Origin of the sequence: Hymenobacter lapidiphilus, from assembly GCF_013377885.1 — a bacterium.
Taxonomy (GTDB): Bacteria; Bacteroidota; Bacteroidia; order Cytophagales; family Hymenobacteraceae; genus Hymenobacter; species Hymenobacter lapidiphilus.
This window is the reverse complement of record NZ_JABKAU010000027.1, coordinates 36963-61495: the sequence shown is the minus strand read 5'-3', so window position 1 is coordinate 61495 and position 24533 is coordinate 36963. Positions and strand designations below refer to the sequence as shown.

Below are 24533 nucleotides of genomic sequence, written 5' to 3'. Positions count from 1 at the left end.
CCAAGGTAAACGGGCTCCGTTCAGTTGAAGGAGGGGTTAGTTATCTGAATAGTAATAGGCCACCTTTTGCTTGATAGCCACCACCCCGCCTTGTTGCTGCATCCATGCGTCCACCGTCTGTAGCCCACCAGTTCGTGGATTCAGCACCCACACGCGCCCATTGGACCGAATGCAGTACGCCCCCAAAGAGGCCGTTACGTACAAGCGAAATAGGCCCTGCTTATACTTAGCGATACCGGGGCCGGGTACGTCGGCGCACGAGAAGTAGACGCTAGACGTGTCAGCAGACGTTTGGAAGAGCAAGAGCCCAACGGGCCGGTGGCGCTGATAGGCCACGGCTTGGAAGTGCAGCGTGTCCCAGCGCCAGTACTGTCCTAGGTCCTCGCCCGGTTGATAGCGTTGAAACGGTCCGGCTGACAAGTACGCTACCGGAACAATGCGGCAGCTGCCCTGTCGGCGGTACTGCTTCAGCGAGTTAAACCCTCCGGTGTCGGCGTACTTAAAATTCAGCCAGCCCTCTTCCCGAACAGCCTGTTCGACCAAGGCCGACGCGTTACGCCAATAAGACGGGGACAACTCCAATGTGTCAGGTGCAGAAAGCCACCACGTGCGTGCTGGCTTGCCAGCATACGCTAGCGCATCGGAGTTACCGATAAAAAGCAGCAGAAGGAACAAACCGAATGGAGGGCGCACGGAATAGGAGAAAGAAAAGAGGAAGCTTTATTATGGCCAAAGTACTGGCTAAGCGGTAGTACTTACTCCTAGAAGTTTACCCAAACGGTCGGATTCGCCAAAACGAGGAATTGAAGTATGTTCTCCCGACGGACCAGCTATGTGAACATCCGGTTACATATCGCTCTCTGCGGGTTGAACGGGAGGTCCCTTTTTTATTTCCAGCAGAATGGTATCCGCTTCGTGCATTCCTTTCGCGGCTGCTTTCGTGAGATAATGCCGCAGCAAGGCTTGCGTTTCCTTGTCCAGGTCGTGAAAGCTGCGGGCGCCGTGTATTTCACACTCGCTGTACAGGTCCTGGTACACGTCCAGGTACGCCGGCGGGTAATCGTTTTTGTTGGCCATCATCAGCGCGTCGTAGAGGAATTCGGTGCCGGGGGAGAAATCCAAGGCGATAATCCGCAATTGTTGATAGGCCTCCACATTGCCATCGTAGGCTGCTTGTCGCAGCTTCGGAATGTCGCCACTCTCATAATTATTCATCGACACTTCCTCGCTGCCAGGTGTTTGACACATGGGGAAAGCCAGCAGCAGCACAAACCACCAGAGTAGATGTTTTTTCATTTGATTGTGGCATGAAACAATGTTAGCAGACAGCGTCCACTCGTTCAAGAAAACGGTCGGAACCGCAAAAGTGGATAGGGGTGAACTTAGTTGCCACATTTGCACTTACAGATTATAGGAGAGAATTATCAATTATAGAATTCAGCGCGGTATCTTTGGGGCATGGTCGTCATTTCCCAGAAGCCGCTGCGGGAGTTTTGGGAAAAGCACCCCGATGCGAAAGAAGCGCTGAGTGCCTGGTACGTCTTCGTACAGGAAAGCGACTGGGCCCGGCACGCGGATGTGATCCGCGACTACAACACGGCCGACTACACCCGCGACGGGCGCTACGTGTTCAACATCCGGGGCAACCGCTACCGCTTGGTGGCCCGGGTGCACTTCGCCATCCGCACCGTGTTCATCCGCTTTGTCGGCACGCACCAGCAGTACGACCGCATCAACGCCGACACCATTTAACCAGCCCTACACTCGCTCACCTTTTAGCAGCCGATTCCCATGGACATTCGCACCCCCGCCGATTACCAGCAGGCCCTGGACCAGTTCACGGCCTGGATGGACCACGAACCCGCCGACCTGACGCCCATGCGCGCGCTGCGCGACGCCATCAGCGCCTACGAGAAGGGCCAGGGCTACGAACTGCCCGCCCCCCAGACCCTGGTGGGGCGCTTGGAACTGGAGATGTACCGGCGCAAGCTCAACAAGAAAAACCTGGCCGCGTTGCTGGGCATCCCAGCCTCGCGCCTGAGCGACGTATTGCAGGGCCGACGCATCAACCTAGACCTGGCCAAGCGCCTCTACAAGCGCCTGGGTATTCCCGCCGACTTCATTTTAGAAGCCGCGTAGCGGTCCTGGCCAAGCACCTGTTCACCAAAACGAGCGTTTAATGATGCTTATCCTCCACAAACTTGTGCGGGAAGTAGATGATGCCAAGTACCTCCTTCAGATTTTCCTCTACAAATAGCGCGCATTCGCCCTTCAGGCATTCGATTTCGATAAAACGGATGTTGGCCAGCGAGCTAGCCGCCATGGCTTTTACTGTTTGTATCATTCCCTCGTAATATTCCTCGGTGATGTCTAGCGCGATGATGTCTTGAGGGGAGGGGTCCCAATTCAGTCCCAGACGGTTCTTATAGACCTCGTATAAATGGTAACGGGGCACAACCCAATCCTGGGTAGCCGAAGGGGCTAGCTCTTGAAGGAGCGCGAGTAGTTCCGGATTAGTAGAATCCCCCTTGGCCATTAAACCGCGCAGGACATCTTGTGAAATAGGCAGCATGAGCGCGGGTAAGGCTGTAACGCGATAAAATAAGAACCCTATTAGGAGGATAGTCCGAAGGATAAACGAGCGTTCAAGAAAACGGTCGAATCGAAAAAGGAGCAAATAAGCGTACTTCGCTCCTTTATTCCTGCTGGCTGTCCCACGCTATTTCCCATGACCGCTCCACAAGAATACCGGCAGTTTATGACCGCCCACTTCTCCGGCTTGGCGCTGCAAAAGCCCGTTTTCTACCAGGGCACCTATGGACTGCGTGTAGACCTGCAGGTGGGCGAAACGAACACGGACGAGTACTTCCGCCACGTTATCGGGCGGGCCACTACTCTTTTTGAAGCGGCGTTTGCGCCCGACGACCGGGTGTTGCTGCTCATACGGGACTACAAGTACCGGCGCCGCAAAATCCGCTTTGGCAACTTCGTCCACCGGCAGATACGCGGCTTAGTAAAGGGCGAGCTGACCTACACCAAAACGGGCGGTTTCTACGACCCGTCCCGCGTATGGAACCAGGAGTTTATTCGACTGCCGGCGCACCGGATCGCCCACCAACAGGTATTGACCGCCATTGCCCATGCCGATTTTCCGCCCCGGGCGCCACGCTTTTCGGGGCGGGGCCTGTGGCAGGCGCCCGAGCTCTATTTCCTGAACCTAGACCGCGCCCTTATTTTTCACATGTACGACGACCGCGGGTTAGACCTTATTGCCGGGGACCGGCAGACATTACGCCCGCTGTACGAACAGTTCAACACCTGGCTCTTGGACTACGACCGGTCGCGCATGGACCTGATGTTCAAATCAGACCAGGAAAGGCTGTCCTAACGAACAAAGAAGGTGTTTAGGAAAACGGTGGCAAGATAAACGCGCTTCGTTTGGTGAAAGGAGATGTTTCTATTTCATCAACGACGCAACTATTGCCTCCCCAAACCACTCAAGTGAGTAGAGCCAGAATTCTGGCTCCACCTAACCCCCGTTTTAACGTTATGAAGCTTTTTACCCTTCTTGTATTCAGCCTTTTAACTGCTTGCCCTGGCTACGGGCAGAGCACCGAATATTCTCTTCACCTTACCTCGGGATTCGCGGCTTATCGGGGCAGTGGTGCCGCTGGGGACGGTTCCGTGATTGTGGTGCCGGACCCGCTTGATGAATTCCTTATTTCCGACCGGGAAGAACCTTATACGGAGAACCCGTATGGCACCACGTTGGGATTATCCTACGGGCTGGCGGCGCAGGTGCAGCGGGTTACGGCCAAAGGCAGCGTATGGGGGCTGCAAACCGGCTACGAAGTGCTCAGCAGTCGAACTCGGATTCATAATGTCTTCGACCAGCACGATTTCGGCACTAGCTCCACCGGATATACTTCTTTAGTTAACCACGGCATTACTACGCATCCATTCTTTGGCCACCGTTTTGCCGTCAAAAACACGCAGGTAGACCTGACCGCCGGTCCGGAAGTAAGCTTTCTGCTTCGCAGCCACGAAGAAGGGAAGGCGAAATCCGACTTCAGCACCTATTCTACCAGCCTCAACCATGGCCATCCCGACCTGGATGTGCGGGCTCGCGTAAATTTGACGACGTACTACAAGCACATCGGGCTGGCGCTGGGCTATTCGCACGGATTAACCAACTATCGGAAAAATCAGGCAGGTGTGGTTGGTGAGGCTTATTTGCAAGCATTCTGGCTGGGGCTGACCTATCGTCTATAACGAGAACCCCATAACCCCATCCCTTTTTCATAGCATAAGCTCAGGCGCAGCATCCAGGAAAACGGTGGCAAGGTAAACCCGGGCATTCAGTTGAAGGAGCGTTAGCAAGTGGCCGTAGTCAGTCACCCTTAAAATTAAAGTGGGCTTTCGCTGAGCCGCTGCTGCGGTCCGGTCGCTTTTCTTGCCGTTCTGGCGCTATCTTCGGCGCTCTTCCCGTGCTTCGTGCACCATCTTAGAAGTGCCCGACCATCTGCCGTATGCTAAAAAAACACCGCTATTTGCTCTGCTTATCGCTTGGTCTTCCTGCCTGTCACTCCAGTGCCCCTTCGCCTGGCATCGTGGTCAGCACCGTCGCCGGTCAAAGCAAGGCCGGGTTTGCCGAAGGGCCCCCGACGACCGCCTTATTTAACCGCCCCCTCGGCGTCGCGGTTGACGCGCAGGGCAACCTATACGTCGCGGACACGGAAAATCGGCGCATCCGCAAAATCACCCCGGACGGCTTTGCGACCACCGTCGCCGGCAGCGGGGGCGCGGCCCTGGTGGACGGGCCCGCGGCCACGGCCGCATTCAACGGCCCGCGCGGCGTGGCCGTGGACGCCGACGGAACGCTTTACGTGGCGGACACCGGCAACCACTGCATCCGCCAAGTGAAAGCCGGCGTGGTCACGACGCTGGCCGGAACGGTCCACCCCGCGCTGGGGGGCCTCCACGGGTTCGCCGACGGCCCCGCCGCCGCCGCGCGCTTTTCCAGCCCCTACGGCGTGGCCGTCGATGCCCAGCACAATGTCTACGTGGCGGACACGGAAAACCACCGGATTCGCAAAATCAGCGGGGGCGTCGTCAGCACCCTGGCCGGCAATGGAAAAAATGGCTTTGCGGACGGACCGGGCGCTACCGCCCAATTCTTCTGGCCCGGCGGCGTCGCCGTGGACGGGGCCGGGGCCGTGTACGTGGCCGACTACGGCACGCACCGCCTCCGCAAGGTGGCGCCCGCGGGTACGGTCAGTACCGTCGCCGGCAGCGGCACCACCGGCACCGCGGACGGGGTGGGCGCCGCCGCGCAGTTGGCTTTGCCCGAAGCGGTCGCGGTGGACGGGCACGGCACGGTCTTCCTCACCGATGGCAGCGCCCGCGTCCGCCAAATCACGGCCGGCGGGGCGGTGAGCACCCTGGCCGGCAGCGGCGTCCGGGGCTACGCGGACGGGCTGGCCGCCGCGGCCCAATTTCAACGACCCGCCGGCTTGGCCGTCGACGCGCAAGGATGCGTTTACGTCGCCGACGGGCAAGACCATCGCATCCGCAAAATTGCCACCCCGTAACCGGAACTGCGCTAAGCGCTCCGGCCCAATACACGCGTGGACTCGCGGGTCCGCTCATGTGCTTTCCATCCGATCCTCCAAAACGCAGCCCGTCCACGTGCCTGTCCACCGCGCACCGGCGGACTTCTTTAACCGGGCAAACGTACTCGGCGATAATCTTCTGTTTAGCAAAAGGGTCGGAAGATAAACGCGGCCTTTCACTGAATCGAGCGTTTCCGCTGCTCCGGCACGGTGCCGTTTACTCCCGGACTAAAATTAATTCGAGCGACCCTTCCTGCAGCGAATTGTGCTCGTCCAAATGCGCGTGGCAGCCGGCCGTCGTGGCCTCTTGGGCCAGGTTCAGTAAATGGCCGGCCAGGGAAACCAAGCCGGCTTGGTTGGCGCGGATGCTGACAGCCCCAGCTTCGAGGACGACGGTGATTTCGAAGTCCCCGACCCAGTGCAAGAGAATGCCGGTTTTGGGGGAATACTCCGGGACCTCAAGGGTGATTTGCATCGCAGCGCGTGAAAAAGGTAAGTATAGGCAAACGGTCGGAAGGTAAACAGGGCAATTCAGAATAAGGAGCCTATCTTTCGACACTACTCTCCACCGACATGTCGCCTGTTCTTCTTCTCCTGCGTTTCCGGTGGCTATTGGTGCTGGTTACCTGTTGCGCTTACGCCGGGCCTTGCTCCGCCCAGTCGCCGCAGACCTACACGTTAACCAACCAACGGACCGTAAAAGACGGGAAACAAGAATCCAGCAGCCCTTTGACCGAGGCGTTCTTGACCGTCTTGGAAGAGCAGAAGGTGATTGCCACGCTCTTTCTGAAAAGCGGCCACGGTAAATCCTACCGCATTGACCAAACCCGGCCTGACCTGTCCGGCATGGGCATCACCATGTACATCTGCAACGCGGCAAAGGGCTCCGACAACGAGGTGGATGGGGACGTGATTATTGTCAATCCCGTCAATAAAACGATTGTATTCGCCGTGTTACGGGACAACCCAAAGGGACAGCAGATGAACAACTTTGTGGAGTACCACTACGAATCCGTGGCGTATCAAGACAAATAAGCAGTTCGCTTAGCATGTCTTTCCGCTTACAAGGAGAGTTCACGCAAAGGGTCCGAAGCTAAACGCGCTCTGTTTGAAAAAAGGAGGGATTAATACGCTCCGTAATCGTTGTTGAGGCAGCGAAGGGATTTGACCGGCACCTCCACCAAGTGTCCCTGTGCGCTGACTCCCCAGGCGCGCAGCGGATAGGGCAGGTAACGTTTCTCAGCGGCAGGCACCCGTTTGTACAGCACGAAGTACTGGCGGGGCTTGCCTGTGGCCGCCGAGCAGTACGTGATGTCTACTTGACGCCGGGGCGCGGCCACGCGCAGGTGCACCGTGTCCGCGATTTCAAACCGAGCCCGGGCCGTGCGGGGGGAAAGGCGCCGTTCAAACGCCAAGACGAGTTGGCCGTTTTGGCACGCGGCCTGGGTCTTGGCGTAGCATGAGAGCCCGTTGCCGCTTTCCAGCATGAGGGCCCCGCGGCAGGTAAAATACCCCGGCAGCACGATGCGGGGCGAGCGGGGCGTACCGGATGTAAGGAAAAAGAGCGGCAGCAGCAACCAAGAGCGCATGGGCAGGGGAAAAGTAAACGCCGACCGACAACCGGCTCCGGCAGGGACGCGCAAGGTAGGGGGCTCCTTGCCCAATCGCATGAAGCGTCAAATGCAGCAGCAGCGTGTTCACGAAAACGGTCGTGCCTTGAACGAGCTCTGTTCAGTTGAAGGAGCGTTTGTGTACCATTATCTTGGCTCATAGCTCACTATAATCAAACAGGGCCTCCCAGACCGTCATTAGGACTGCGGTACGTCCTTGTCTATGCTCCAAGCAAGTGCGCTGCTGAAGCATGGCCGGGTCCAAGCGCGTAAGCCCGTGGCGTTCCACCAGTTGCAGAATGGCCTTTGCTTCCTCTGTGTCGAGTTGCTTCGCTGACGTTTCTATCTCGGAGAAGGACCGATACAGCACACAAAACTTCCCCACCAGAGATAGCCGCAAATTATGCTGTTCCTGTCCCCGTACCTCATAGGAAAATGCGACTTCGTAATTCAGGTCGGTTAAGTCCTCCAAGATAAAGTCTCGGCTCAATTCGTCTACAATGGCTTGATAGGGCCGTCGATTGAATGCTCGAAGCGAAAACCCGTAATGGGGTTCCGTAGCTGACCCGTAGGCGGCCACAATGGCCTCATTGACCACTTCCAAGGAAACCGGTTGCTGCGACGAATTGGAGACGTGAGTCATAGTGGGTATTCGATGGGGCACCCCTGAAGTTTAAGAAAAGGGTCGTGCCTTGAACGCGGCAATTCAGTTTAAGGAGCGGTTAAAAGGTATTCGTCTTGAAATCCTTCCGAAGGGCAGCAACTTTCAACCTTCGGTACACCCGCAGAAACCGCCAATCGTTGCGGTTGTCATACATCAGCTGCACATGGTAGTAGTTCACGTGTTCTGCCACGCCAAAAGCGTAGGCGAACAGCGCCCAGCCGGTGTGCGTTTGCGCGACCCAGGTGTCCTCAAACTCATTCTTTAGCAGCAGTACCAGCACCGGGTAAGCCGCGATAACGCCCACGTTTACCCACTGATAGCGGTGGAATTGCCGCAAGACGCGTTCGGGGCAGTGGCCTTCGCCTTGCACAGTGGCCAGCTTCCGGCGCCAGTAATAGGTGCCTTGCGCTAGCACCAGCACTATCAAACCGACGCCGTAGGTCAACAGTAGCGAGGGCCGCCATCCGTACTTGACGTTGAGGAAAAGCCCAAACAGCGAAATCCAGATGACGTGGAATCGCTCCAGTTTGTAATACTCCGTCAGCCGCTTCACTAACTGGTCTTTCATTCAACAAAGATGAACCCCGAAGGCCTAAGGGCCATTGGACGCGCGGACCAACGGCAGGGTTAACCTTTCTGCCTTGGTGGCGGACCGTTCACGCAAACGGTCAGAAGGTAAACGCGCTCCGTTCAAAGTAAGGAGCCAATCTTTGAATCCATTATGACGCCTTCCCCCCTTGAGCAGGCCGTGCTCTCCTTCGTGCAGCTACGTACGGGCGGCGACGGCCCGGTGTCGCTCGACACGCTGATCTTCGACGAGCTGCAAATCGACGGGCTGGACGCCTACACCTTCATGGAGGACTTCATGAACGAATTTGACGTCGACATGAGCGGATACGACCCCGAGCGGTACGCCATGAGCGAAGCCGATTTGGCCAATATTTTCAAAACATTGTGGCGCGCCGTATTCAATCGCCGCGCATTGGTAAAATTTTCCTTCCCGGTGCGCCACCTACTTGCCGTAGCCCAACAAGGGCAGTGGTGTGATTACCATAAGGCCTCCTCCACGACACCAGCAGCTACATAAGCATGCTCATGGACCCTATGTAAGTGGAGTTTAGCCAAAGGGTCCGAAGATAAACGAGCTTCGTTCAAAATTAGGAGCTTTAACGTTTACTTGCTTTTCAAAGCTTGCAGTTCCTTTACTTTTTGCCGGGTTTCGGGGTCGTCGCGCAGCTGCAACGCCTGGACGTAGTACGGCAGGGCTTTCCGGAGCTTGCCTTGTTGTTCGTAATAGGCGCCCATGCTGGTGTGGGCGTTGAAACTGGCGGGGTAGTTGGCCAGATTTAGGCGAAACAAGTCGAAGGCTTTCGCGGGTTGCTGTTTCTGCAGGCACCCCCAAGCGTACAAGTTGACCAATTCCTCCGGCGGTAAGACGGGGTAGCCGTACTGCTGCGAGCGCGTGCGGTATTGCTGCCGAAGAGCGTCTGCAGAAAACGTCGGGTCCGCCACGCTCGTGGACAATGGAGCTTCATCGTGCCGAAAGAAGGCGCGTAGGGCGTCGTCCGTGGCCCGCAGGGGCACCGAGCCGTGGCTTTCGTCCGGGTAGTATTTCCACGTCCAGGCCAGCGCAGCGGGTGACTGCCGGCGCAGTAGGTCCACGCCCGCCATTTCGGCTCGCAGGTGCTCGGTGCTGGCGCTCGTGTCACGCCGAATTCCCGTCGTGTCGCGCCCGGCGGGCAGTGTGTGGGCCACGGCCAGGAATAGCTTGCGGTCCTTGATGTGGCCCTGCTGAAACGCGGCCTCAAGTTTGGGGAGCACGACCCGCTGGTCCCACCATACGCTCGGTTCGAGCGCCACATAAGCGTTGAATAACGCGGGCTTTGTGGCCAAGGCGTTGAGTACGGCCAAGCCGCCCAGCGAGTGGCCGACCAGCAGCCTGTAGGGTGCGGTCGGGTACTGGGTGTCGATGTAGGGAACGACTTCCTTTTCTAAAAAAGCGAGAAATGGCTCGCCCCCTCCCGAGGTGGCTAGGGTGCGGTCCGGTTGGTTATCCCACCGCTTGGTGGCGTGCGTGGGCGTCAGGTCCCGGGTGCGGGTCGGAAACGGGTGGGGAATGCCCACGATAATCATTTCCGGGCATAAGGCGTTGCCGTTGACGGCGCTTAGTTGCTGTACCAGGCCCATGACGGACGCAAAGTGTAGGTCCCCGTCAAGTAGGTAGAGCACGGGGTAGCGCTTGGGGGCAAACACGCCGCTGGGGTCGGCCGGGGGCACGTACACCCACAGGCCGCGCTTCTCATGCAGCACCTGCGAGCGCAGGCTGTCGACGTGACCCAAGTCGAGGCGGGAGGACTGTGCCGCGGCTGCGGTCGTCAGCAACAAGAAGCAACTCAAGAGCGCGTGTTTCATAAGCTATCGCATCAGGTTAGCCAAAACTACCAGAATCACCCGATTCGCCCGCCCCAACCGAGTTCACTCAAACGGTCCGAAGGTAAACGAGATGCTTTTGTTGAAACAAGCGTTATTCTATTGGCTTCCTACCTTACTTCTTTGAAGCCCCAGACAGGTCGCTTATGCCCGGATTTAAAGATGAACTGCTACAACTAGGCAAACAACTGCAACTGTCCTTCGAGGCGTTTGACGCCGTGGGTATTCATGCTTGGCCTTCGGTGCTCCACAAGATTGAGGCGTCCTTCGTCGTCAAAACTTCGTCCAATACCCATTTCAATTGGTGGTGGGAGAGTTTCAAAGGACCACAGTTCAGTCTATTCTTTGAGAACGGTCAAGCCTACGAGTGTCTAGACCAACTGATTGACGTACAGGAACAGGTCTGGTTTGTGGCCTGTGAAAGCGGCCGGGACCCCAGCAAATTTTGGCTCTTTCAGGGCCGCATACAGGCCATTCAGTTGATTCTGCGGGAGCACTATGCCTTTGAATACTACCTCGTTTCCAAAAAGTATGAGTGGTTACTATGCGAAACGGACCACGATGTATTGGTGGGTTTAAAAAGCGTAATTCCGAAAATGGAGGCACTACAGGCAGCAAATAGGACCTTTTAAAATGGGCGCCTGCTGATACACTTGTGGTTCACTGAAACGGTCCGAACCTCAGAAGCGACGGATATGATGGACTGGAAGCGTAATGGCACCCGGTTGGACTTCTGACCGGCTACCGTCAGCTGTTGCCTAAGCGTTCTTGCTCCTCTCGTACCAACTGCTGCAACTCTTCTTCCGATGGCAGGTTCATCTGGTATTTGCTCACAAACAGTTGCTCGGCCATGCCCGTGGTCGCATAGCGCACAAGGGTGTCATTTTTCTGGGCGCACAGAATGAGCCCCACCGGCGGATTGTCGCCTTCGCTCATCTCCTGTTCCCGGTAGTAGTTCAGGTACACGTTCATCTGCCCCGCGTCGGCGTGGCTGAATGCCCCAATCTTCAGGTCTACCAGCACGTGGCACTTCAGAATGCGGTGGTAAAAGACTAGGTCAATGAAGTAGTGCGCGTTGTCGAAGGTGATGCGCTTTTGCCGCGCCTCAAAACAGAAGCCCCGCCCCAACTCCACCAGAAACGTCTGCAGGTGCGCAATAATCGCCGCCTCCAGGTCGCTCTCGCTGTAGCTGGCCCGTTCCTCCAGCCCTAAAAATTCCAACACGTAGGGGTTTTTCACCACATCGGTCACCGACAGCGGCTGCGTGCCGGCGTGGCCGGCCAGCACCGCCGCTTTATCGGTCGAGAGCCCCGTGCGCTCGTACAACGCCGACTCAATGGCGCGCTTCAGCTCCCGCACCGACCAGCTGTTTTTCACCGCATGTACCTCATAAAACGCCCGCTGCACCGGCCGGTCCAGGGCCAGCAACTCCAGAAAGTGTGAGAAGCTCAGCCGGTTCAGCAGCAACTCCGGTGCCAGGCCCGGCAGGGCGTGCGGGCCGCTGGCCAGGGCCGACACGGCCGTTGGGAAAGGCTTGGACGCATCCAATAGACCCGCTTGTTGCAATTCCGCAGACACTGTCTGCAAAATCAGAGGGTAGGCCCGGTAAAACTCGCGGCACTGATAAAGTCGCCGTTCTGCAAGCCCTTTGACGCCATGCAGCTGCCGCGCTAGCTCCGATAGCAGTCGCTCACCGTACTCGGCCCGGTCGCTGCCGTCCTGTTCGTACTCGGCGATGTGCCAGCCGATAAGCCAGTTGCGCACCGTCAACCAATAGTTTACCTGTTGGGCAGCCGCCCGCTGCGTTTGCGCGTGCAGCTGCCCAATCTGTTCCGCTAGCAGCGAAAGCGTACGTTCTTCCATCGGGACCAAGTTACGCTTGTCCAGTGAGTCGGCCGCATGGCCGGCAGCTACAAAAAAGCGGATTATCAAGCGAAAAGTTGCTTCTGGCTATTGTTCAGTTAACCGGTCCGAAAGAATAACGAGGGCTTCCCTGTTACTAGTCTCGAACCGCTGCTTTTTTGTACATGACTGACCTTTCGATTGCCCAATCCGTGGCCCTCGCGCCCATCAAAAGCGTAGCCGCCCGGCTGGGCATTGCCGAGGACGACCTGGAGCTGTACGGCAAGCACAAAGCCAAGCTGCCGCTGGCGCTGATTGACGCGGAAAAGATGGCGCGGGCCCAACTCATCCTGGTCACGGCCATGACGCCCACCCCGGCGGGCGAAGGCAAAACGACGATGTCCATCGGCCTGAGCGACGGGCTGAACAAGCTGGGCAAAAGGGCCATTGCCGTGCTGCGCGAGCCCTCCGTGGGGCCGGTGTTCGGGGCCAAGGGCGGAGCCACGGGCGGGGGACATGCGCAGGTGGGGCCCTTGGTCGACATCAACCTGCACTTCACGGGTGATTTCAGCGCGGTGGAAAAGGCCAACAACCTGCTGGCGTCCCTCATCGACAACGCCCTCCACACGCCGGGCCACCCGCTCAACCTCGACCCGCGCGCCGTGCTCTGGAAGCGGGTCATTGACCTGAATGACCGCAGCCTGCGCGACATCATCATCGGCCTCGGCGGCAAAGCCAATGGGGTGATGCGCAGCGACGGCTTCAACATCACGGCCGCCTCGGAGGTGATGGCCATCCTGTGCCTGGCCACCAGCCTGGCCGATTTGAAGGCCAAGCTCGGCAACATCCTCGTCGGGTTCACCTACACGAACGAGCCCGTGTACGCCCGCCAGCTGAAGGCGGAGGCAGCCATGGCCATCCTGCTGCGCGACGCCCTGCAGCCCAATCTGGTGCAAACTCTGGAAGGCAACCCGGCCCTGGTACATGGCGGGCCCTTTGCCAACATTGCTCAGGGCACTAATACGGTGCTGGCCACTCGCATGGGCCTCTCGTTGGGCGACTACGTGGTGACGGAAGCCGGCTTCGGCGCCGACCTGGGGGCCGAAAAATTCCTAAACATCAAGTGCGGCTACGCAGCACTGGCACCGGCGGCCCTGGTGATGGTGGCCACCATCCGGGCCCTGCGCCACCACGGCGGGGCCCCGCCCGTGGAAATCAACACCCCCGACCTGGCCCGGTGTGAGCAGGGGTTTGCCAACCTCGAAAAGCACCTGGAAAACGCCCAAAAGTTCGGATTTCAGCCCGTGGTGGCCATCAACCACTTCGTAAGCGACACAGCCGAGGAAGTGGCCCTGGTGCAGCGCCTGTGCCAGAATATGGGGGTCCAGGCCGTAGTGAGCACCAGCTGGGCCGAGGGCGGCGCCGGCGCCACCCGGCTGGCCGAGGCCGTGCTGGCCAGCATCGCGAGCGGCGCCAACCGCTTCCGGCCCTTGTACGCCTGGGACCAGCCCATCAAGGCCAAAATCGAGACCATTGCCCGGGAGATTTACGGAGCTGCCGGGGTGGATTACTCGCCCAAAGCCGAAGCCGATATTCGCCGCATCAACCGACTGGGGTTTGCCCACCTGCCCATCTGCATGGCCAAAACGCAGAAGTCGTTTTCCGACAACGAAAAGCTCATCGGCCGGCCAGTGGGTTTCCGCGTGACGGTGCGCGAATTTGAGCTGGCCACCGGGGCCGGCTTTGTCATTCCCCTTCTCGGCTCCCTGCTGCGCATGCCCGGGCTGCCGGCCGTGCCCGCCTCCGAGGGCATGGACATCGACGACGACGGCGTCATCACGGGGCTGTCGTAACCGTGATTATCTTCACTTGATTATACTGCTGGAGCAAAAGGAGACGTTCTAAGTGGGGAACTAATTTCCAGAAAGTGTAATTACATATTTCAGGAGGAAATTATCAATTCCAGAACTGTGCATCGTACCTTTGGGTATGGTCATCATTTCCCAGAAGCCGCTGCGGGAGTTTTGGGAAAAGCACCCCGATGCGAAAGAAGCGCTGAGTGCCTGGTACGTCTTCGTACAGGAAAGCGACTGGGCCCGGCACGCGGATGTGATCCGCGACTACAACACGGCCGACTACACCCGCGACGGGCGCTACGTGTTCAACATCCGGGGCAACCGCTACCGCCTGGTGGCCCGGCTGCACTTCGCCACCCGCACCGTGTTCATCCGCTTTGTGGGCACGCACCAGCAATACGACAACATCGACGCCGACACCGTTTGAGCACCCGCGTTGAGCACCCGTTGCTTCTCTCCCATTTTATACGCTTCTTACTCATGGACATTCGCACCCAAGCCGACTACCAACAGGCCCTGGACCAGTTCACGGCCTGGATGGACCACGAACCCGCGGACCTGGCGCCCATGCGGGCACTGCGCGACGCCATCAGTGCCTACGAAAAGGGGCAGGGCTACGAATTGCCCGAGCCCCGGACGCTGGTGGGCCGGCTGGAGCTGGAGATGTACCGGCGCAAGCTCAACAAGAAGAACCTGGCCGCGCTGCTGGGCATCCCGGCCTCGCGCCTGAGCGACGTGCTGCAGGGCCGCCGCATCAACCTGGACCTGGCCAAGCGCCTCTACCAGCGCCTGGGCATTCCCGCCGACTTCATTTTAGAGGCCGCTTAACGGGCCTGATCAGGCACAGGGCGCGTTCAGAAATAGGAGGGTTGAAATAGTGAATTGGCTACTGGGCACGCTCCCGTTGTTTGGCCTTCCGGTCCGAGAGCACTACGACCCCGGTGGCCCCGCGCGAACCGTAGAGCGCGGCCGCCGCGGTCCCGTATAGGAGCGTCACCTGTCGAATGGGGCCGCGCGTGAGCGCCCGTTGCAGGGCTGCTGTCGTGGCCGGGTCGTTGTGGTGGAAAGGCTGCCCGTTCACCACGTATAGGAGGGGGCAACCGTCGAGCTTGGAGGGGCCGGTTAGGGCCAGGGTCGGGGTGGCGTTGCGCTTAGCTGCGGAAACACCCGTCCAGCACAGGGTCGTTTGAGACGGGGCCTGCAACGTGTCGCGCCACGCCCGCGCTCGCACGGCCGCCACTTGTTGCTGCAGCGCGAGGCGTTGCACGCTGTCGAGCCACGCCCGATTGTCGGGGGACGCAGGCACGGGGGAGGGTTGCCCGAAGGCAAGCAAGGGGCCGAACAGCAGCGAGGCCAGCGGAATAAGCAGAAGGTAGCGCATGCGTACAGGATGCTCAGGCAATTGATTTTGCATATCGAGCGCAAGAAATAACATATCCCCTCCCCAGAGTTCACGCAAACGGTCCAAAGCTAAACGTGCTCTGTTCAATTGAAGGAGCCGTTTTTTTAACCAAACAGCGCAGCTAACAGCCGAGGTAGCGATCCGCCCGCTTCATCCGGACTTATTTCGCCCCGTCCGGGTGCATCCGCTGGTAGAGCAGCTGCGCCGCCGCTTCCAGCAGGGGCTGGTCGGTGGTGCGCTCCTGGCAGCGTTGCAGGTCGTAGTGGCACAGCGTGCCGAAGGCCTTGCCCTGCCCGTCGCGGATAAGTGCCCCGCAGTAGGAAATCACCGGCGTGTCGATGCCCAACGCCTGCGGGTCGACGGCCGTGTCCAGAACCTGCACCGGCGCCTCGGTGCGGCTCACCAGTGAGTAGTACGTGGTGGCCAGGAGCGCGTCGGTCCCCAGGCGCACGTCGGGCTTATTCCGTTCAAACAGCGCCTCGCTGCGCAGCATGTCCCCGTCGAAACGGAACACGCTCGTGTAGCGGTGCGGCGTGCGGTGGTTCAGGTAGCCCAGGGCCCCGAGCACCCCCTGCTGCTGCTGCACCGCGGTAAATTCGGTTATTTCCGCGTGCATGGTGTGTTCTTCGGGGGGAGTGGTTGAATTCATCGTTGCAAAGGCAGGCCCCTTAGCCTGCGGCCTCGAACAGCAGCACAGCGCCACGTTGCTCAGCGCGGCTTGGCAGCTCGGGGGAGCTCCGCACCGTTTCCTGCGTGCGTCCCATTCACCCCCTCCTCGCTGCCCTGCAGCAACTTGGCTAGCAGCGCCTGCGCCGAAATCACCCGTTCCGTTGCAGGGGCCAGGGCAGTGGGTGGGGGCATGGGAAAACCAAAAGAAGACAAAAGGTGGGGAGCGCAGAATAACAAGGTTGGCACCTGTTGGTTTGTCCCTCACGGGCGGGGCCGTTAGCCATCCGACCACAGGCCTGGTATACCTATTTACCGGTAATCTGTATTACTTCGCATCTTCATTGCCCGATGTCTAGTCGCACGGGTTTGCCCCCGTTTATCTATGGCCTTTCGCTCTCCCCTAGCTCCGGCTGTGTCCGCGTACGCCTTCCCCGACGCCCTGCTGTCCACGCTGCTGGCCGTCTCGCTCTCGGCCGTGAACCTGCTGCGCCCCGTGTACGGCCCCGACGGCCCTGACGGCCCCGACGGACCCGAAATTGTTGACTTCGCCCTCGACTACCTCAACCCCGCCGCCCAGCGCATGACGGGCCTGCCCGAGCAGCCGGGCACCACGGCCCTGGCCCGCTTCCCGGAAATGGCCAGCACGGGCGTCTTCGACTTCTACCGCCGCACGTACGCGTCGGACGCGCCCGGTGCCTTTGAGCTGTACTACCAGGCCGACGGCATCGACAACTACTTCCGCCTCGCCGCCCAGCGCCACCAGGACCTGCTCGTCGTCAGCTGCACCGACACCGGCGACCAGCCCCGCACGCCCGTCGAAAACGCGCTGCGCGACGCCCAGGCGGCCGAACGCGCCGCTCGCGCCGACGCCGAAGAGCAACGGGCCGCGCTGGGCCGCGCCTTCGAGCAGGCCCCGGTATCCATCGCCATCCTGCGGGGGGCCGAGTTCGTCGTGGAGCTGGCCAACCCCTCGCTCGGCGCGCTGTGGGGCCGCCCGGTCGGGCCCGCGCTCGGCCGCCCCCTGTTTGAGGCCTTGCCCGACCTGGCCGGGCAGGGGCTGGAGGAACTGCTGGACCAGGCGCTGCGCACCGGCGAGCCGTTGGTCTTCCGGGAACGCCCCACGCGGCTGGCCCGCGACCCGGCCGAGCCACCGGCGCTGGGCTACTACAACTTCACCTACCAGCCCCTGCACGACGCCCAGGGGCGGACCACGGGCCTCATCACGGTGGGCTTGGACGTCACCGAGCAAGTCGTGGCGCGCCAGCAACTGCACCAGCTCAACCAGGAGCTCGAAGCCCGCGTGCAGGAGCGCACGCAGGAAGCCCTGTCCCTGCAGGCCGACCTGCTGGCCGCTGCCCAGCAGCAGGCCGACCAGCGGGCCCTACTTTACCAGGTATTCGAGCAAACCCCAGCCCTGGTGGCCCTACTGCGGGCCCCCGGCCACCGCTTCGAGTACGTCAACCCCGCCTACCAGGCCCTCTTTCCCGGCCGCCAACTGGTGGGTCGGGATGCGGCGGAAGCCGCGCCGGAGATGGCCGAGCAGGGCTTCGTGGCCCTGATAGAGCAAGTGTACCGCACCGGGGAAACTTACTACGGCCAGGAGATGCCCTTCACGCCGCGGCCCGCCCCGGGGGAGGCGTCACGCGCCCGCTACTTCAACTTCACCTACCAAGCCTACCGGGAGGGCGGCGCGGTGGCCGGCGTCTCCGTTTTCGCCTACGACGTCACCGAGCAAGTGCGGGCCCGCCAACAGCGCGAGGCCGAGCGCCAGCAGCTGCATCACCTTTTCATGGAAGCCCCTGCGCCCATCGTCATCCTCGACGGCCCTGAGTTGGTGTACCAACTCGTCAACCCGGCCTACCAACGCATCTTTCCCGGGCGGGAGCTGGCCGGCAAGCCCCTGTTGGTGGCCTTGCCCGAGCTGGGCAGCACCGACATCCCGGTCATCCTGCAGCGGGTGTATGAAACCGGCGAAACCTATGTGGCTCAGGAGCTGCCCCTGATGCTGGCCCGCCACGCCGGCGGCCCGCTGGAGGACGTCTACTCGACCTTCACCTACCAGGCCCGCCGCACCGCGCAGGGCACCATCGACGGCGTGCTCGTCTTTGCCCACGAAGTGACCGACCAGGTGCAGGCCCGGCGCGTGGTGGAAGAAAGCGGCCAGCAGGCGCGGACCTTGGCCGCTGAACTGGCCGCGTCCAACCAGCAGCTCACGCGCACCAACGTGGACCTGGACAACTTCATCTACACCGCCTCGCACGACCTCAAAGCCCCCATCTCCAACATCGAAGGCCTGCTCTACCTGCTGCAGGAAGAGCTGCCCCCTGAAGTTGCCCAAGACCCGGAAATAGGCCCCACGTTGACCCGGATGTTCGATGCCGTGGAACGCTTCAAGCGCACCATCGACCACCTCACCGAGGTGTCGAAGCTGCAGCAAGAGCATGCCCTCGCCACCGCCCCGGTCAACCTAGCGGCCGTCATCGAGGACGTGCGCGGGGACTTGGAGACGCTCCTGCGCGCCACGGGGGCCAATCTGGTGGTGGACGTGCCGGCCTTGCCGGCCATCGAGTTTTCCGAAAAGAACCTGCGCAGCATCGTCTACAACCTGCTTTCCAACGCCGTCAAGTACCACTCGCCCGACCGCCCGCCCCGCGTCGACCTGCAGGCCCACGTGCGGCCGGGCCACACCGTGCTCGAAGTGCACGACAACGGCCTCGGCCTCGCTGCCCACCAGCTGCCCCAGCTCTTCGGCATGTTCCGGCGCTTTCACGACCACGTCGAGGGCACCGGCATCGGCCTGTACATGGTCAAGCGCATGGTCGAAAACGCCGGCGGGCGCATCGAGGTGCACAGCCAGCTCGGGGCCGGCACCACCTTCTTCGTTTTCCTGCCCCACGCCAACCCCGGCGGGGCTCCCTTTCCCGAATTCGTTCCCCAATAAGTCCATGGCCGCTATTTCCTGTGCCCTGCTCGTCGACGACGACAACACCACCAATTACCTGAACTCGAAACTGCTCCGGCGCATGGCCATCAGCGATGAAGTGCTGGTGGCTGTCAACGGCCAGCAAGCCCTCGACCTGCTGCACGCCCACTGCGAGCTGTCCACCTCGTCCGCCTGCCCGGCCCTCATCCTGCTCGATATCAACATGCCGCTGATGAACGGCTTCGAGTTTTTGCGGGTCTACGCCCAACGGCCCGAACGGGAAAACCCCACGGTGGTCATCATCATGCTCACCACCTCCCTCAACCCCAACGACCTGGAGCAGATGCAGGGGTTGCCCATCCAAGGCTACCTTACCAAGCCTCTCACCCGCGACAAAATCAACCAGGTGCTGCAAGAGCACTTCGGCCACACCGCCACCGTGAATTAGACAGCGGCTACAAGTCAAACACAAACGAGCATTTTCGCAGCCACAAGCAAATGCGGGTACTGCCCGGGGAATGGCAATAGGAACGGGTGAGAGACAAGGTGGCTACTGCTTGGTAAAGCCCAAGGCGAGCACGGCTGGTAAGTCGGCTGGTTGCACCGTACCCTCCAGCACTAGGCCTGTGGGACAAGTACAGGCGGTGCAAACAGCGCCAGCGTCTTTGATGCTGGCTCGTGGCTGATGCAGCGTGAGGTTCTGTTGAGCTAGGTAGCCCTGGGCTGCGGCTAGGAGTTGTTGTGTGCTTGCGGCTTGGCCCCAGCGGTCGGCACATTGAGTTTGAGCGTAGCGTACCCCCACCAACTCTGGTGCCGGGTCCTCTTGTTCGCCGGTACAGCCCACGGTTGCCAAAGAACACAGACTGCCGAACAGCCAAACAGCAAAGCGAGTAGGTTTCGAGTTCATGAAGAAGTAGGTAATGAGTTCCGCTTGATGACCGGCCACGCAAGCTATAGGTTGCACACCGACTTTTTCATTTAAGTTTCTGAATATACGCAGTCTACCCAAACGGTCCAAGCCTGAACTTACTGCGTTCCGGCTAGAGAGCGGTTAGCCAAGCGAGAAAGACGCTGAAATCCCCACCTTTGTGTGCTTCGCTGGCCGATTATTTCTCCGACCTTTCATGACCAAGCTTCCAACCGAAGCCGGTGCGTTCGATTTGGTGTGTACCCCTGATTGGCTCTACTACCGGGTGCAACGCACGCGCCTGCGCCACGTGCCCTACGCCTACTTCAAAACCGACACGGTCCACAACGTTGCCGTCACGGAACAGGAGTTCAACGAGGCCAAATACTGCGGGGCGGCCGGGCCGTACCAGGATGGAGAAGAAGTGGTTTACCTGCCCGGTGGCAACACTCTGCGCTGCTTTTACCAAGAATCGGTCGTCCGCTTGTTCACCCCGGACGGCACGCTGCGGCGCGCCTTGCCCGACGCCATTGCGCCCGTGTGCAGCTTCTACAGCATTGCGCTCGATGTCCAGGGACACTTGTGGACGGCCGACCCCTGCTACCACCAGGTGGCGCAGTACGACGTGACCACGGGCCGTCAGTTCTTCGCCTTGGGCGGGAGCGAGGCGTGGGAACCCGGCGAGTTCGACCACCCGGAAGACATCGCCGTCTACGAAGAACACGCCTTCATCAGCGACATGGGCCATCAGCGCGTGGTGCTCATGAACACGCGTACCAAACGCTTCGGCACCTATCGCACGTTTGAGCAGCCGGTGTGGCAGTACCGACGCTTCCAGAAGCACGAGCTGGTGCGGCTGAACGACGGCATTTATCTCCTGTAAATCTGCTTCCGATTGTTCAGCAAAAGGGTGATTTAAACAGCCGCCGTCTTTCGGACTAGGTACGATAAGGGCCCGTTATTGTACCTAAAGCTGGTTGACGATGGCCTGCTCATAGCAGCGGGTAATAAAAATACGCTACGCCTCTGGCAGGTAGCTATTGGTTGTAGGAGACGCAAAAGGTCCTGCCGGCCACCATACCAGGGAATGGTCACGAGGCTCAAAAGCGGCGTTCGTAGCTGATGGCCGGTAGGATGGGAAACAGGCTCAGCTGGTACAGCTGCTTCTGCCCTTTGGTGTAGTAGCTATCATTCTCGCCCGCACTGTAGTAAATATAATACGGGTTGTGCCGGCTGTACGCATTGTAGGCCCCCACCCGCCACAACCGCTCGCCGTGCCGGACGGCTTTGGTGAAGGTTGCGCCCAGGTCCAGGCGATGATAGGCCCGCATCCGGTAGCTGTTTTTGTTGCCGTACACCTCGGCCTCGGGGTAGAGGTAGCGGTTCGCGGCATCCCCGGAGAGGCGGCCATAACTCTGGTCCACGACGTGGTAGTTGCCCTGGGCCAGCGTGAGGGCGTTGCCCGTGCCATAGGTCCAGGTGGTCGAGAGCGTAATAGTGGGGCGCAGCGTGTAGATGAGCACCACTGAGCCATCGTGGCGGCGGTCGTACTTGTAGGGGTACCACTGGCCCTGGTTAAGCTGGTCGAATTGCCGCTCGTTGCGGGCCAGCGTGTAGCCCACCCAGCCCGTCAGGCGACCGGTTTTGCGCTGCACCAGCAACTCCAGGCCCCGTACCTGGCCCCGTCCGCCAGTGACCACTTTATCCTCCCAGTTCTGGGAACTGTTGTAGAAGGTGGCCCCCTCCCGAAACTCGATCAGCTGGCGCAACGATTTCTGGAAGGCTTCAACACTGACTTCCAGCCCCCATGCGGGCAGCGTATGGGCCAGGCCCACCGCCACCTGCCGCGCCCGCTGCGGGGCCACGCGCCGGGTCGCCGGCACCCACAAGTCGGTGGGCAGGCCCGCCCCATTGTTGGAGAGCAGGTGCAAATACTGCTGCATACTGGCGTAGGACGCTTTGAGGGCCGTGTGTTCGCCCAGGAGGTAGGTGGCCAGTAACCGCGGCTGCACGCCGCCGAATGACTGTCCCTGCACCCAGTACCGCACGGCCCGCAGGCCCAGGTTGGCCGATAGCCGCGGCGTTAGTCGAATCTCATCTTCGGCGTAAACAGCTACCTCTTGGGCGCCTACGCGCCTTGCCCCGAAGGTGGTATCGGTTGCCACCGCGCTGCTGCGACTGGAGAAGAAATTGCTGCCCGGCGTGAAGGCGTGCCCAATGGCGGTGGCCCCGAACCGCAGCTGGTGGGCGGGCCGGGGGTAGTACTCGAAATCGGCCTTAATCAACAGGTCCTGGACGCCGGAAGTAAAGCTGGCCTGGCTGTTCTCGCTCAACGGGCTGGCCGCCGAGCGGTCTTCCAGCCGGAAGGCCTGCTCGTTTTCGTAGTGAAAGCGCGTGGCCGCGAGGGTGGCGTTGCCGAACAGCCGGGGCGTGAATTGGCGGTTCCAGCGCAGCGAAGCCAGGGCGTTGCCGTAGCGCAGGTTGCTGGTGTTCTGGTAGCGCAGCTGCCCCTGCGGGCCGGCAATGGTTTGGGGCTTTTGATTTATAAACAGCCGGTCGCCACCCAGATACACGGCCGCGAAGAGTTGGTCGCGGGGCGTGAGCTGGTGACTGAGTTTGGCACTGGCATCATAGAAAGAGTAGCCGATTACGCTGGTACCGCCGGAGGAACGGGCGCTGGCCAGCCGGGAAAACAAGTCCAGGTTGCCGCGCCGGGCCGACACGAGGAAGGTGGTCTTGCCATTTTTCAGCGGGCCTTCCAGCGAGACATGGGTGGCCAGCACGCCCACGCCGGCGGTGCCGCTCAGCTTTTGCTGGTTGCCTTCCTTCAGGCGCACATCGAGCACGGCGGACAGCCGGCCCCCGTAGCGGGCCGGAAAGCCCCCTTTCAGCAGGCGGACGTCGCTGATGGCATTGGCGTCGAAAACGGAAAGAAAGCCGCCGACGTGGCTGACGTAGTAAATGGGTACATCGTCGAGCAGCGTCAGGTTCTGGTCGGGGGAGCCACCGCGCACGTACAGCGCCCCGCTGCCTTCGCGGCCGGCCTGCACGCCGGGCATGAGCTGGAAGGCCCGCAGCACGTCGGGCTCGCCCAGCAGCGCCGGCAGTTGCCGCAACTGCGCCATCGGAATCTGGAGGGTACTCATTTCCACCCGCCGCGCCAGCGGCGCATCCGTCGTCCCGCTTACCCGCACCTCGCCCAGTTCATTGCGCGCGGCCAGGCGAAAGGTGTGCGCCGTCGTCTGCCGACCCGTCAGGGCGATGGTGGCCCGCTGGTAGCCCAGGTAACTGGCCGTCAGGCGCACCGAATCCTGGGCCGGCAAGGTCAGCGAGTAAAAGCCCGCGGCGTTTGTGGTCGTGCCGGCCTGGCTCCCGGCCACGTACACGGCGGCCCCCAGCAGCTTTTCGCCCGTGCGGGCATCCTGCACCGTTCCGCTGAAGGTGACGCGGGTTTCCAGGCGTTGGCCTTGCGCCGTTAAAGTCCCCGTCAGCAGCAGCAGCAAGCAAACCAGCAGGCCGGACGAGGTGGGGTAGGTAATCCGATCAGTCAGACGCATATCAATCGGACGCATATCAACGGGCGGACAGTCGTTTGATTTCTTGCGCCTGGCTCACCACCACGCCGTACCCCTGCCCCACATTCGAGTACATCCGGGTCGGGTCGCCGAGGAACAGGAGTTGATTCAGCCCGCCGCCCAACCCCTTGGTGCCCTGGTTGTAGAAGTGCCGGGTCCAGCTTTTGCGGTACTGGTAGTAGGCCCGGCTGACGGAGCGCAACACCACGTACACTTCGCCCGATACCCGGGGGCCTACCGGCTGCCCATTGCTGATACCTCCTGCGATTCGACCAAACGGCGAAAAGGAGGCGCGCAACTCAAACGACTGCCCATTGAAGAGCTTATCGGAAAAGACCAGCGAAGCCGGTTCAAACGCCGCGTCGCCTTCCGCAGCCAGCGCGGCATTTCCCCGGGCATCCAATTCAAAATCCTGACTTTGATTCGAATTCCGCCTCGGCCCCAGGGGTTCAAATTGGAAGGCCACTATTTCATAAAAATTAGCCGTCTGCCCGGGGTCATCGAAACGCACGACAATGGTACCCAGCAGTTCGTTATTGCGGTCGGTTCCAGTGGGGTAGGAGTACCACCCCTCTCGGATCGGCACCACGGCCGGCACCGTATCCGTGGCACTAGCGGTTGGGTAGCCAGCAACCTGCGTCCGCAGGGTATAGGGTGTGCCAGCCAGGGGTTTATTCGGACTGGTATATAGCCCCCGGCCCTGATGGCGCAACAACTCCTCGGCCCGACCCGCAACGAGCAGATGTACGTTGGCCGTAGTTAGTAGCCGCGAAGAGGAATCTATGGTGCTGCTGACGCGACTCACCTGCACCCGGAATACGCTATCGGGCGTGAGAATGGCGTTCATAACCAACACCTTCGGCGGAGCCGGCAAGTCAACGCTGATTTGGTCGATGTAGCTGGCTAAAAGGAAAGATAAGCCGGCAAAAGCCGATAGAGCAGGGGGCTTGAATAGGACTCTCATAGCATAGGATAAGTGCTGCGAAAGCAAACGGCGGCTAGTCGGTAATCGTATGCCGGTGGCCTTATACGCCTGTTTAAGT

Annotated in this window: 27 protein-coding genes; 14 read left to right on the top strand and 13 right to left on the bottom strand. The window is 60.4% G+C overall.

Annotation, left to right across the window (positions count from 1 at the left end):
- Window positions 1-36: 36 nt before the first annotated feature.
- A complete protein-coding gene (locus HW554_RS14200) occupies window positions 37-675 on the bottom strand; it encodes a hypothetical protein (RefSeq protein WP_176909234.1) in 639 nt (212 codons plus the stop codon).
- A 171-nt stretch (window positions 676-846) separates the two neighbouring features.
- Window positions 847-1296 (bottom strand): hypothetical protein, encoded by a 450-nt coding sequence (locus tag HW554_RS14195; RefSeq protein ID WP_176909232.1) that lies wholly within the window; start codon window positions 1294-1296, stop codon window positions 847-849.
- A gap of 162 nt (window positions 1297-1458) precedes the next feature.
- Here HW554_RS14195 and HW554_RS14190 point away from each other — a divergent pair, with 162 nt between their 5' ends.
- Together HW554_RS14190 and HW554_RS14185 are read left to right on the top strand one after the other, a co-directional pair.
- On the top strand, window positions 1459-1752 hold the full coding sequence (locus HW554_RS14190; RefSeq protein WP_176909231.1) for a type II toxin-antitoxin system HigB family toxin: 294 nt from the start codon (window positions 1459-1461) through the stop codon (window positions 1750-1752).
- A gap of 39 nt (window positions 1753-1791) precedes the next feature.
- On the top strand, window positions 1792-2139 hold the full coding sequence (locus tag HW554_RS14185) for a helix-turn-helix domain-containing protein (protein ID WP_176909230.1): 348 nt from the start codon (window positions 1792-1794) through the stop codon (window positions 2137-2139).
- Window positions 2140-2176: 37 nt separating this feature from the next.
- Here the strand turns inward: HW554_RS14185 and HW554_RS14180 are convergent, their stop codons facing one another.
- Entirely contained in the window at window positions 2177-2572 is a 396-nt protein-coding gene (locus tag HW554_RS14180; RefSeq protein WP_176909229.1) for a hypothetical protein, read from the bottom strand.
- 156 nt (window positions 2573-2728) lie between these two features.
- Between HW554_RS14180 and HW554_RS14175 the strand changes: the two genes are divergently transcribed.
- The 3 genes from HW554_RS14175 to HW554_RS14165 all read left to right on the top strand — a co-directional run bounded on the left by HW554_RS14175 (window position 2729) and on the right by HW554_RS14165 (window position 5591).
- A complete protein-coding gene (locus tag HW554_RS14175; RefSeq protein WP_176901569.1) occupies window positions 2729-3388 on the top strand; it encodes a DUF3885 domain-containing protein in 660 nt (219 codons plus the stop codon).
- Window positions 3389-3549: 161 nt separating this feature from the next.
- A complete protein-coding gene (locus HW554_RS14170; protein ID WP_176909228.1) occupies window positions 3550-4272 on the top strand; it encodes an outer membrane beta-barrel protein in 723 nt (240 codons plus the stop codon).
- Window positions 4273-4529: 257 nt separating this feature from the next.
- Complete coding sequence (locus tag HW554_RS14165; RefSeq protein WP_176909227.1) at window positions 4530-5591, top strand: NHL repeat-containing protein; 1062 nt, start codon at window positions 4530-4532, stop codon at window positions 5589-5591.
- A gap of 238 nt (window positions 5592-5829) precedes the next feature.
- On the opposite strand, the gene HW554_RS14160 is transcribed toward HW554_RS14165, so the two are convergent.
- Window positions 5830-6087 carry an Imm32 family immunity protein gene (locus HW554_RS14160; RefSeq protein WP_176909226.1) on the bottom strand — a complete coding sequence of 86 codons (258 nt, stop codon included), beginning with the start codon at window positions 6085-6087 and terminating at the stop codon, window positions 5830-5832.
- Between the two features lie 269 nt (window positions 6088-6356).
- Between HW554_RS14160 and HW554_RS14155 the strand changes: the two genes are divergently transcribed.
- Complete coding sequence (locus tag HW554_RS14155) at window positions 6357-6647, top strand: hypothetical protein (RefSeq protein ID WP_176900077.1); 291 nt, start codon at window positions 6357-6359, stop codon at window positions 6645-6647.
- A gap of 89 nt (window positions 6648-6736) precedes the next feature.
- On the opposite strand, the gene HW554_RS14150 is transcribed toward HW554_RS14155, so the two are convergent.
- From HW554_RS14150 to HW554_RS14140, 3 genes are all read right to left on the bottom strand, one after another.
- Entirely contained in the window at window positions 6737-7201 is a 465-nt protein-coding gene (locus HW554_RS14150) for a hypothetical protein (RefSeq protein WP_116942414.1), read from the bottom strand.
- A gap of 178 nt (window positions 7202-7379) precedes the next feature.
- Window positions 7380-7865 carry a hypothetical protein gene (locus HW554_RS14145; RefSeq protein ID WP_176909225.1) on the bottom strand — a complete coding sequence of 162 codons (486 nt, stop codon included), beginning with the start codon at window positions 7863-7865 and terminating at the stop codon, window positions 7380-7382.
- Between the two features lie 79 nt (window positions 7866-7944).
- Complete coding sequence (locus tag HW554_RS14140; protein ID WP_176909224.1) at window positions 7945-8454, bottom strand: hypothetical protein; 510 nt, start codon at window positions 8452-8454, stop codon at window positions 7945-7947.
- Between the two features lie 153 nt (window positions 8455-8607).
- Here HW554_RS14140 and HW554_RS14135 point away from each other — a divergent pair, with 153 nt between their 5' ends.
- Window positions 8608-8973, top strand: a complete 366-nt coding sequence (locus HW554_RS14135; RefSeq protein ID WP_088466030.1) for a DUF1493 family protein — start codon at window positions 8608-8610, stop codon at window positions 8971-8973.
- 86 nt (window positions 8974-9059) lie between these two features.
- On the opposite strand, the gene HW554_RS14130 is transcribed toward HW554_RS14135, so the two are convergent.
- Window positions 9060-10298 carry an alpha/beta hydrolase-fold protein gene (locus HW554_RS14130; RefSeq protein ID WP_176909223.1) on the bottom strand — a complete coding sequence of 413 codons (1239 nt, stop codon included), beginning with the start codon at window positions 10296-10298 and terminating at the stop codon, window positions 9060-9062.
- Between the two features lie 164 nt (window positions 10299-10462).
- On the opposite strand from HW554_RS14130, the gene HW554_RS14125 reads away from it, so the two are divergent.
- Window positions 10463-10948 carry a DUF6756 family protein gene (locus tag HW554_RS14125; protein ID WP_176909222.1) on the top strand — a complete coding sequence of 162 codons (486 nt, stop codon included), beginning with the start codon at window positions 10463-10465 and terminating at the stop codon, window positions 10946-10948.
- Window positions 10949-11063: 115 nt separating this feature from the next.
- Here HW554_RS14125 and HW554_RS14120 read toward each other — a convergent pair whose 3' ends face one another.
- Entirely contained in the window at window positions 11064-12179 is a 1116-nt protein-coding gene (locus tag HW554_RS14120) for a PDDEXK nuclease domain-containing protein (protein ID WP_176909221.1), read from the bottom strand.
- 164 nt (window positions 12180-12343) lie between these two features.
- Here HW554_RS14120 and HW554_RS14115 point away from each other — a divergent pair, with 164 nt between their 5' ends.
- The 3 genes from HW554_RS14115 to HW554_RS14105 all read left to right on the top strand — a co-directional run bounded on the left by HW554_RS14115 (window position 12344) and on the right by HW554_RS14105 (window position 14842).
- A complete protein-coding gene (locus HW554_RS14115) occupies window positions 12344-14011 on the top strand; it encodes a formate--tetrahydrofolate ligase (protein WP_176909220.1) in 1668 nt (555 codons plus the stop codon).
- A 136-nt stretch (window positions 14012-14147) separates the two neighbouring features.
- Window positions 14148-14441, top strand: a complete 294-nt coding sequence (locus tag HW554_RS14110) for a type II toxin-antitoxin system HigB family toxin (RefSeq protein WP_176909219.1) — start codon at window positions 14148-14150, stop codon at window positions 14439-14441.
- A 53-nt stretch (window positions 14442-14494) separates the two neighbouring features.
- The gene (locus HW554_RS14105) at window positions 14495-14842 is read left to right on the top strand and encodes a helix-turn-helix domain-containing protein (protein ID WP_088465645.1); all 348 of its coding nucleotides are present in this window, start codon (window positions 14495-14497) and stop codon (window positions 14840-14842) included.
- Between the two features lie 58 nt (window positions 14843-14900).
- Here the strand turns inward: HW554_RS14105 and HW554_RS14100 are convergent, their stop codons facing one another.
- Together HW554_RS14100 and HW554_RS14095 are read right to left on the bottom strand one after the other, a co-directional pair.
- A complete protein-coding gene (locus tag HW554_RS14100) occupies window positions 14901-15395 on the bottom strand; it encodes a hypothetical protein (RefSeq protein ID WP_176909218.1) in 495 nt (164 codons plus the stop codon).
- Between the two features lie 181 nt (window positions 15396-15576).
- On the bottom strand, window positions 15577-16065 hold the full coding sequence (locus HW554_RS14095) for a hypothetical protein (protein ID WP_176909217.1): 489 nt from the start codon (window positions 16063-16065) through the stop codon (window positions 15577-15579).
- A gap of 402 nt (window positions 16066-16467) precedes the next feature.
- Here HW554_RS14095 and HW554_RS14090 point away from each other — a divergent pair, with 402 nt between their 5' ends.
- From HW554_RS14090 to HW554_RS14080, 3 genes are all read left to right on the top strand, one after another.
- A complete protein-coding gene (locus tag HW554_RS14090; RefSeq protein WP_176909216.1) occupies window positions 16468-19026 on the top strand; it encodes a PAS domain-containing sensor histidine kinase in 2559 nt (852 codons plus the stop codon).
- Window positions 19027-19030: 4 nt separating this feature from the next.
- On the top strand, window positions 19031-19456 hold the full coding sequence (locus HW554_RS14085; RefSeq protein ID WP_088466219.1) for a response regulator: 426 nt from the start codon (window positions 19031-19033) through the stop codon (window positions 19454-19456).
- 676 nt (window positions 19457-20132) lie between these two features.
- Window positions 20133-20798 carry an NHL repeat-containing protein gene (locus HW554_RS14080; RefSeq protein ID WP_176909215.1) on the top strand — a complete coding sequence of 222 codons (666 nt, stop codon included), beginning with the start codon at window positions 20133-20135 and terminating at the stop codon, window positions 20796-20798.
- A gap of 217 nt (window positions 20799-21015) precedes the next feature.
- On the opposite strand, the gene HW554_RS14075 is transcribed toward HW554_RS14080, so the two are convergent.
- Both HW554_RS14075 and HW554_RS14070 read right to left on the bottom strand, forming a co-directional pair.
- The gene (locus tag HW554_RS14075; protein ID WP_176909214.1) at window positions 21016-23472 is read right to left on the bottom strand and encodes a TonB-dependent receptor; all 2457 of its coding nucleotides are present in this window, start codon (window positions 23470-23472) and stop codon (window positions 21016-21018) included.
- 16 nt (window positions 23473-23488) lie between these two features.
- Window positions 23489-24454, bottom strand: coding sequence for a DUF4249 domain-containing protein (locus HW554_RS14070; protein WP_176909213.1), 966 nt, complete (start codon window positions 24452-24454; stop codon window positions 23489-23491).
- Window positions 24455-24533: the final 79 nt, after the last annotated feature.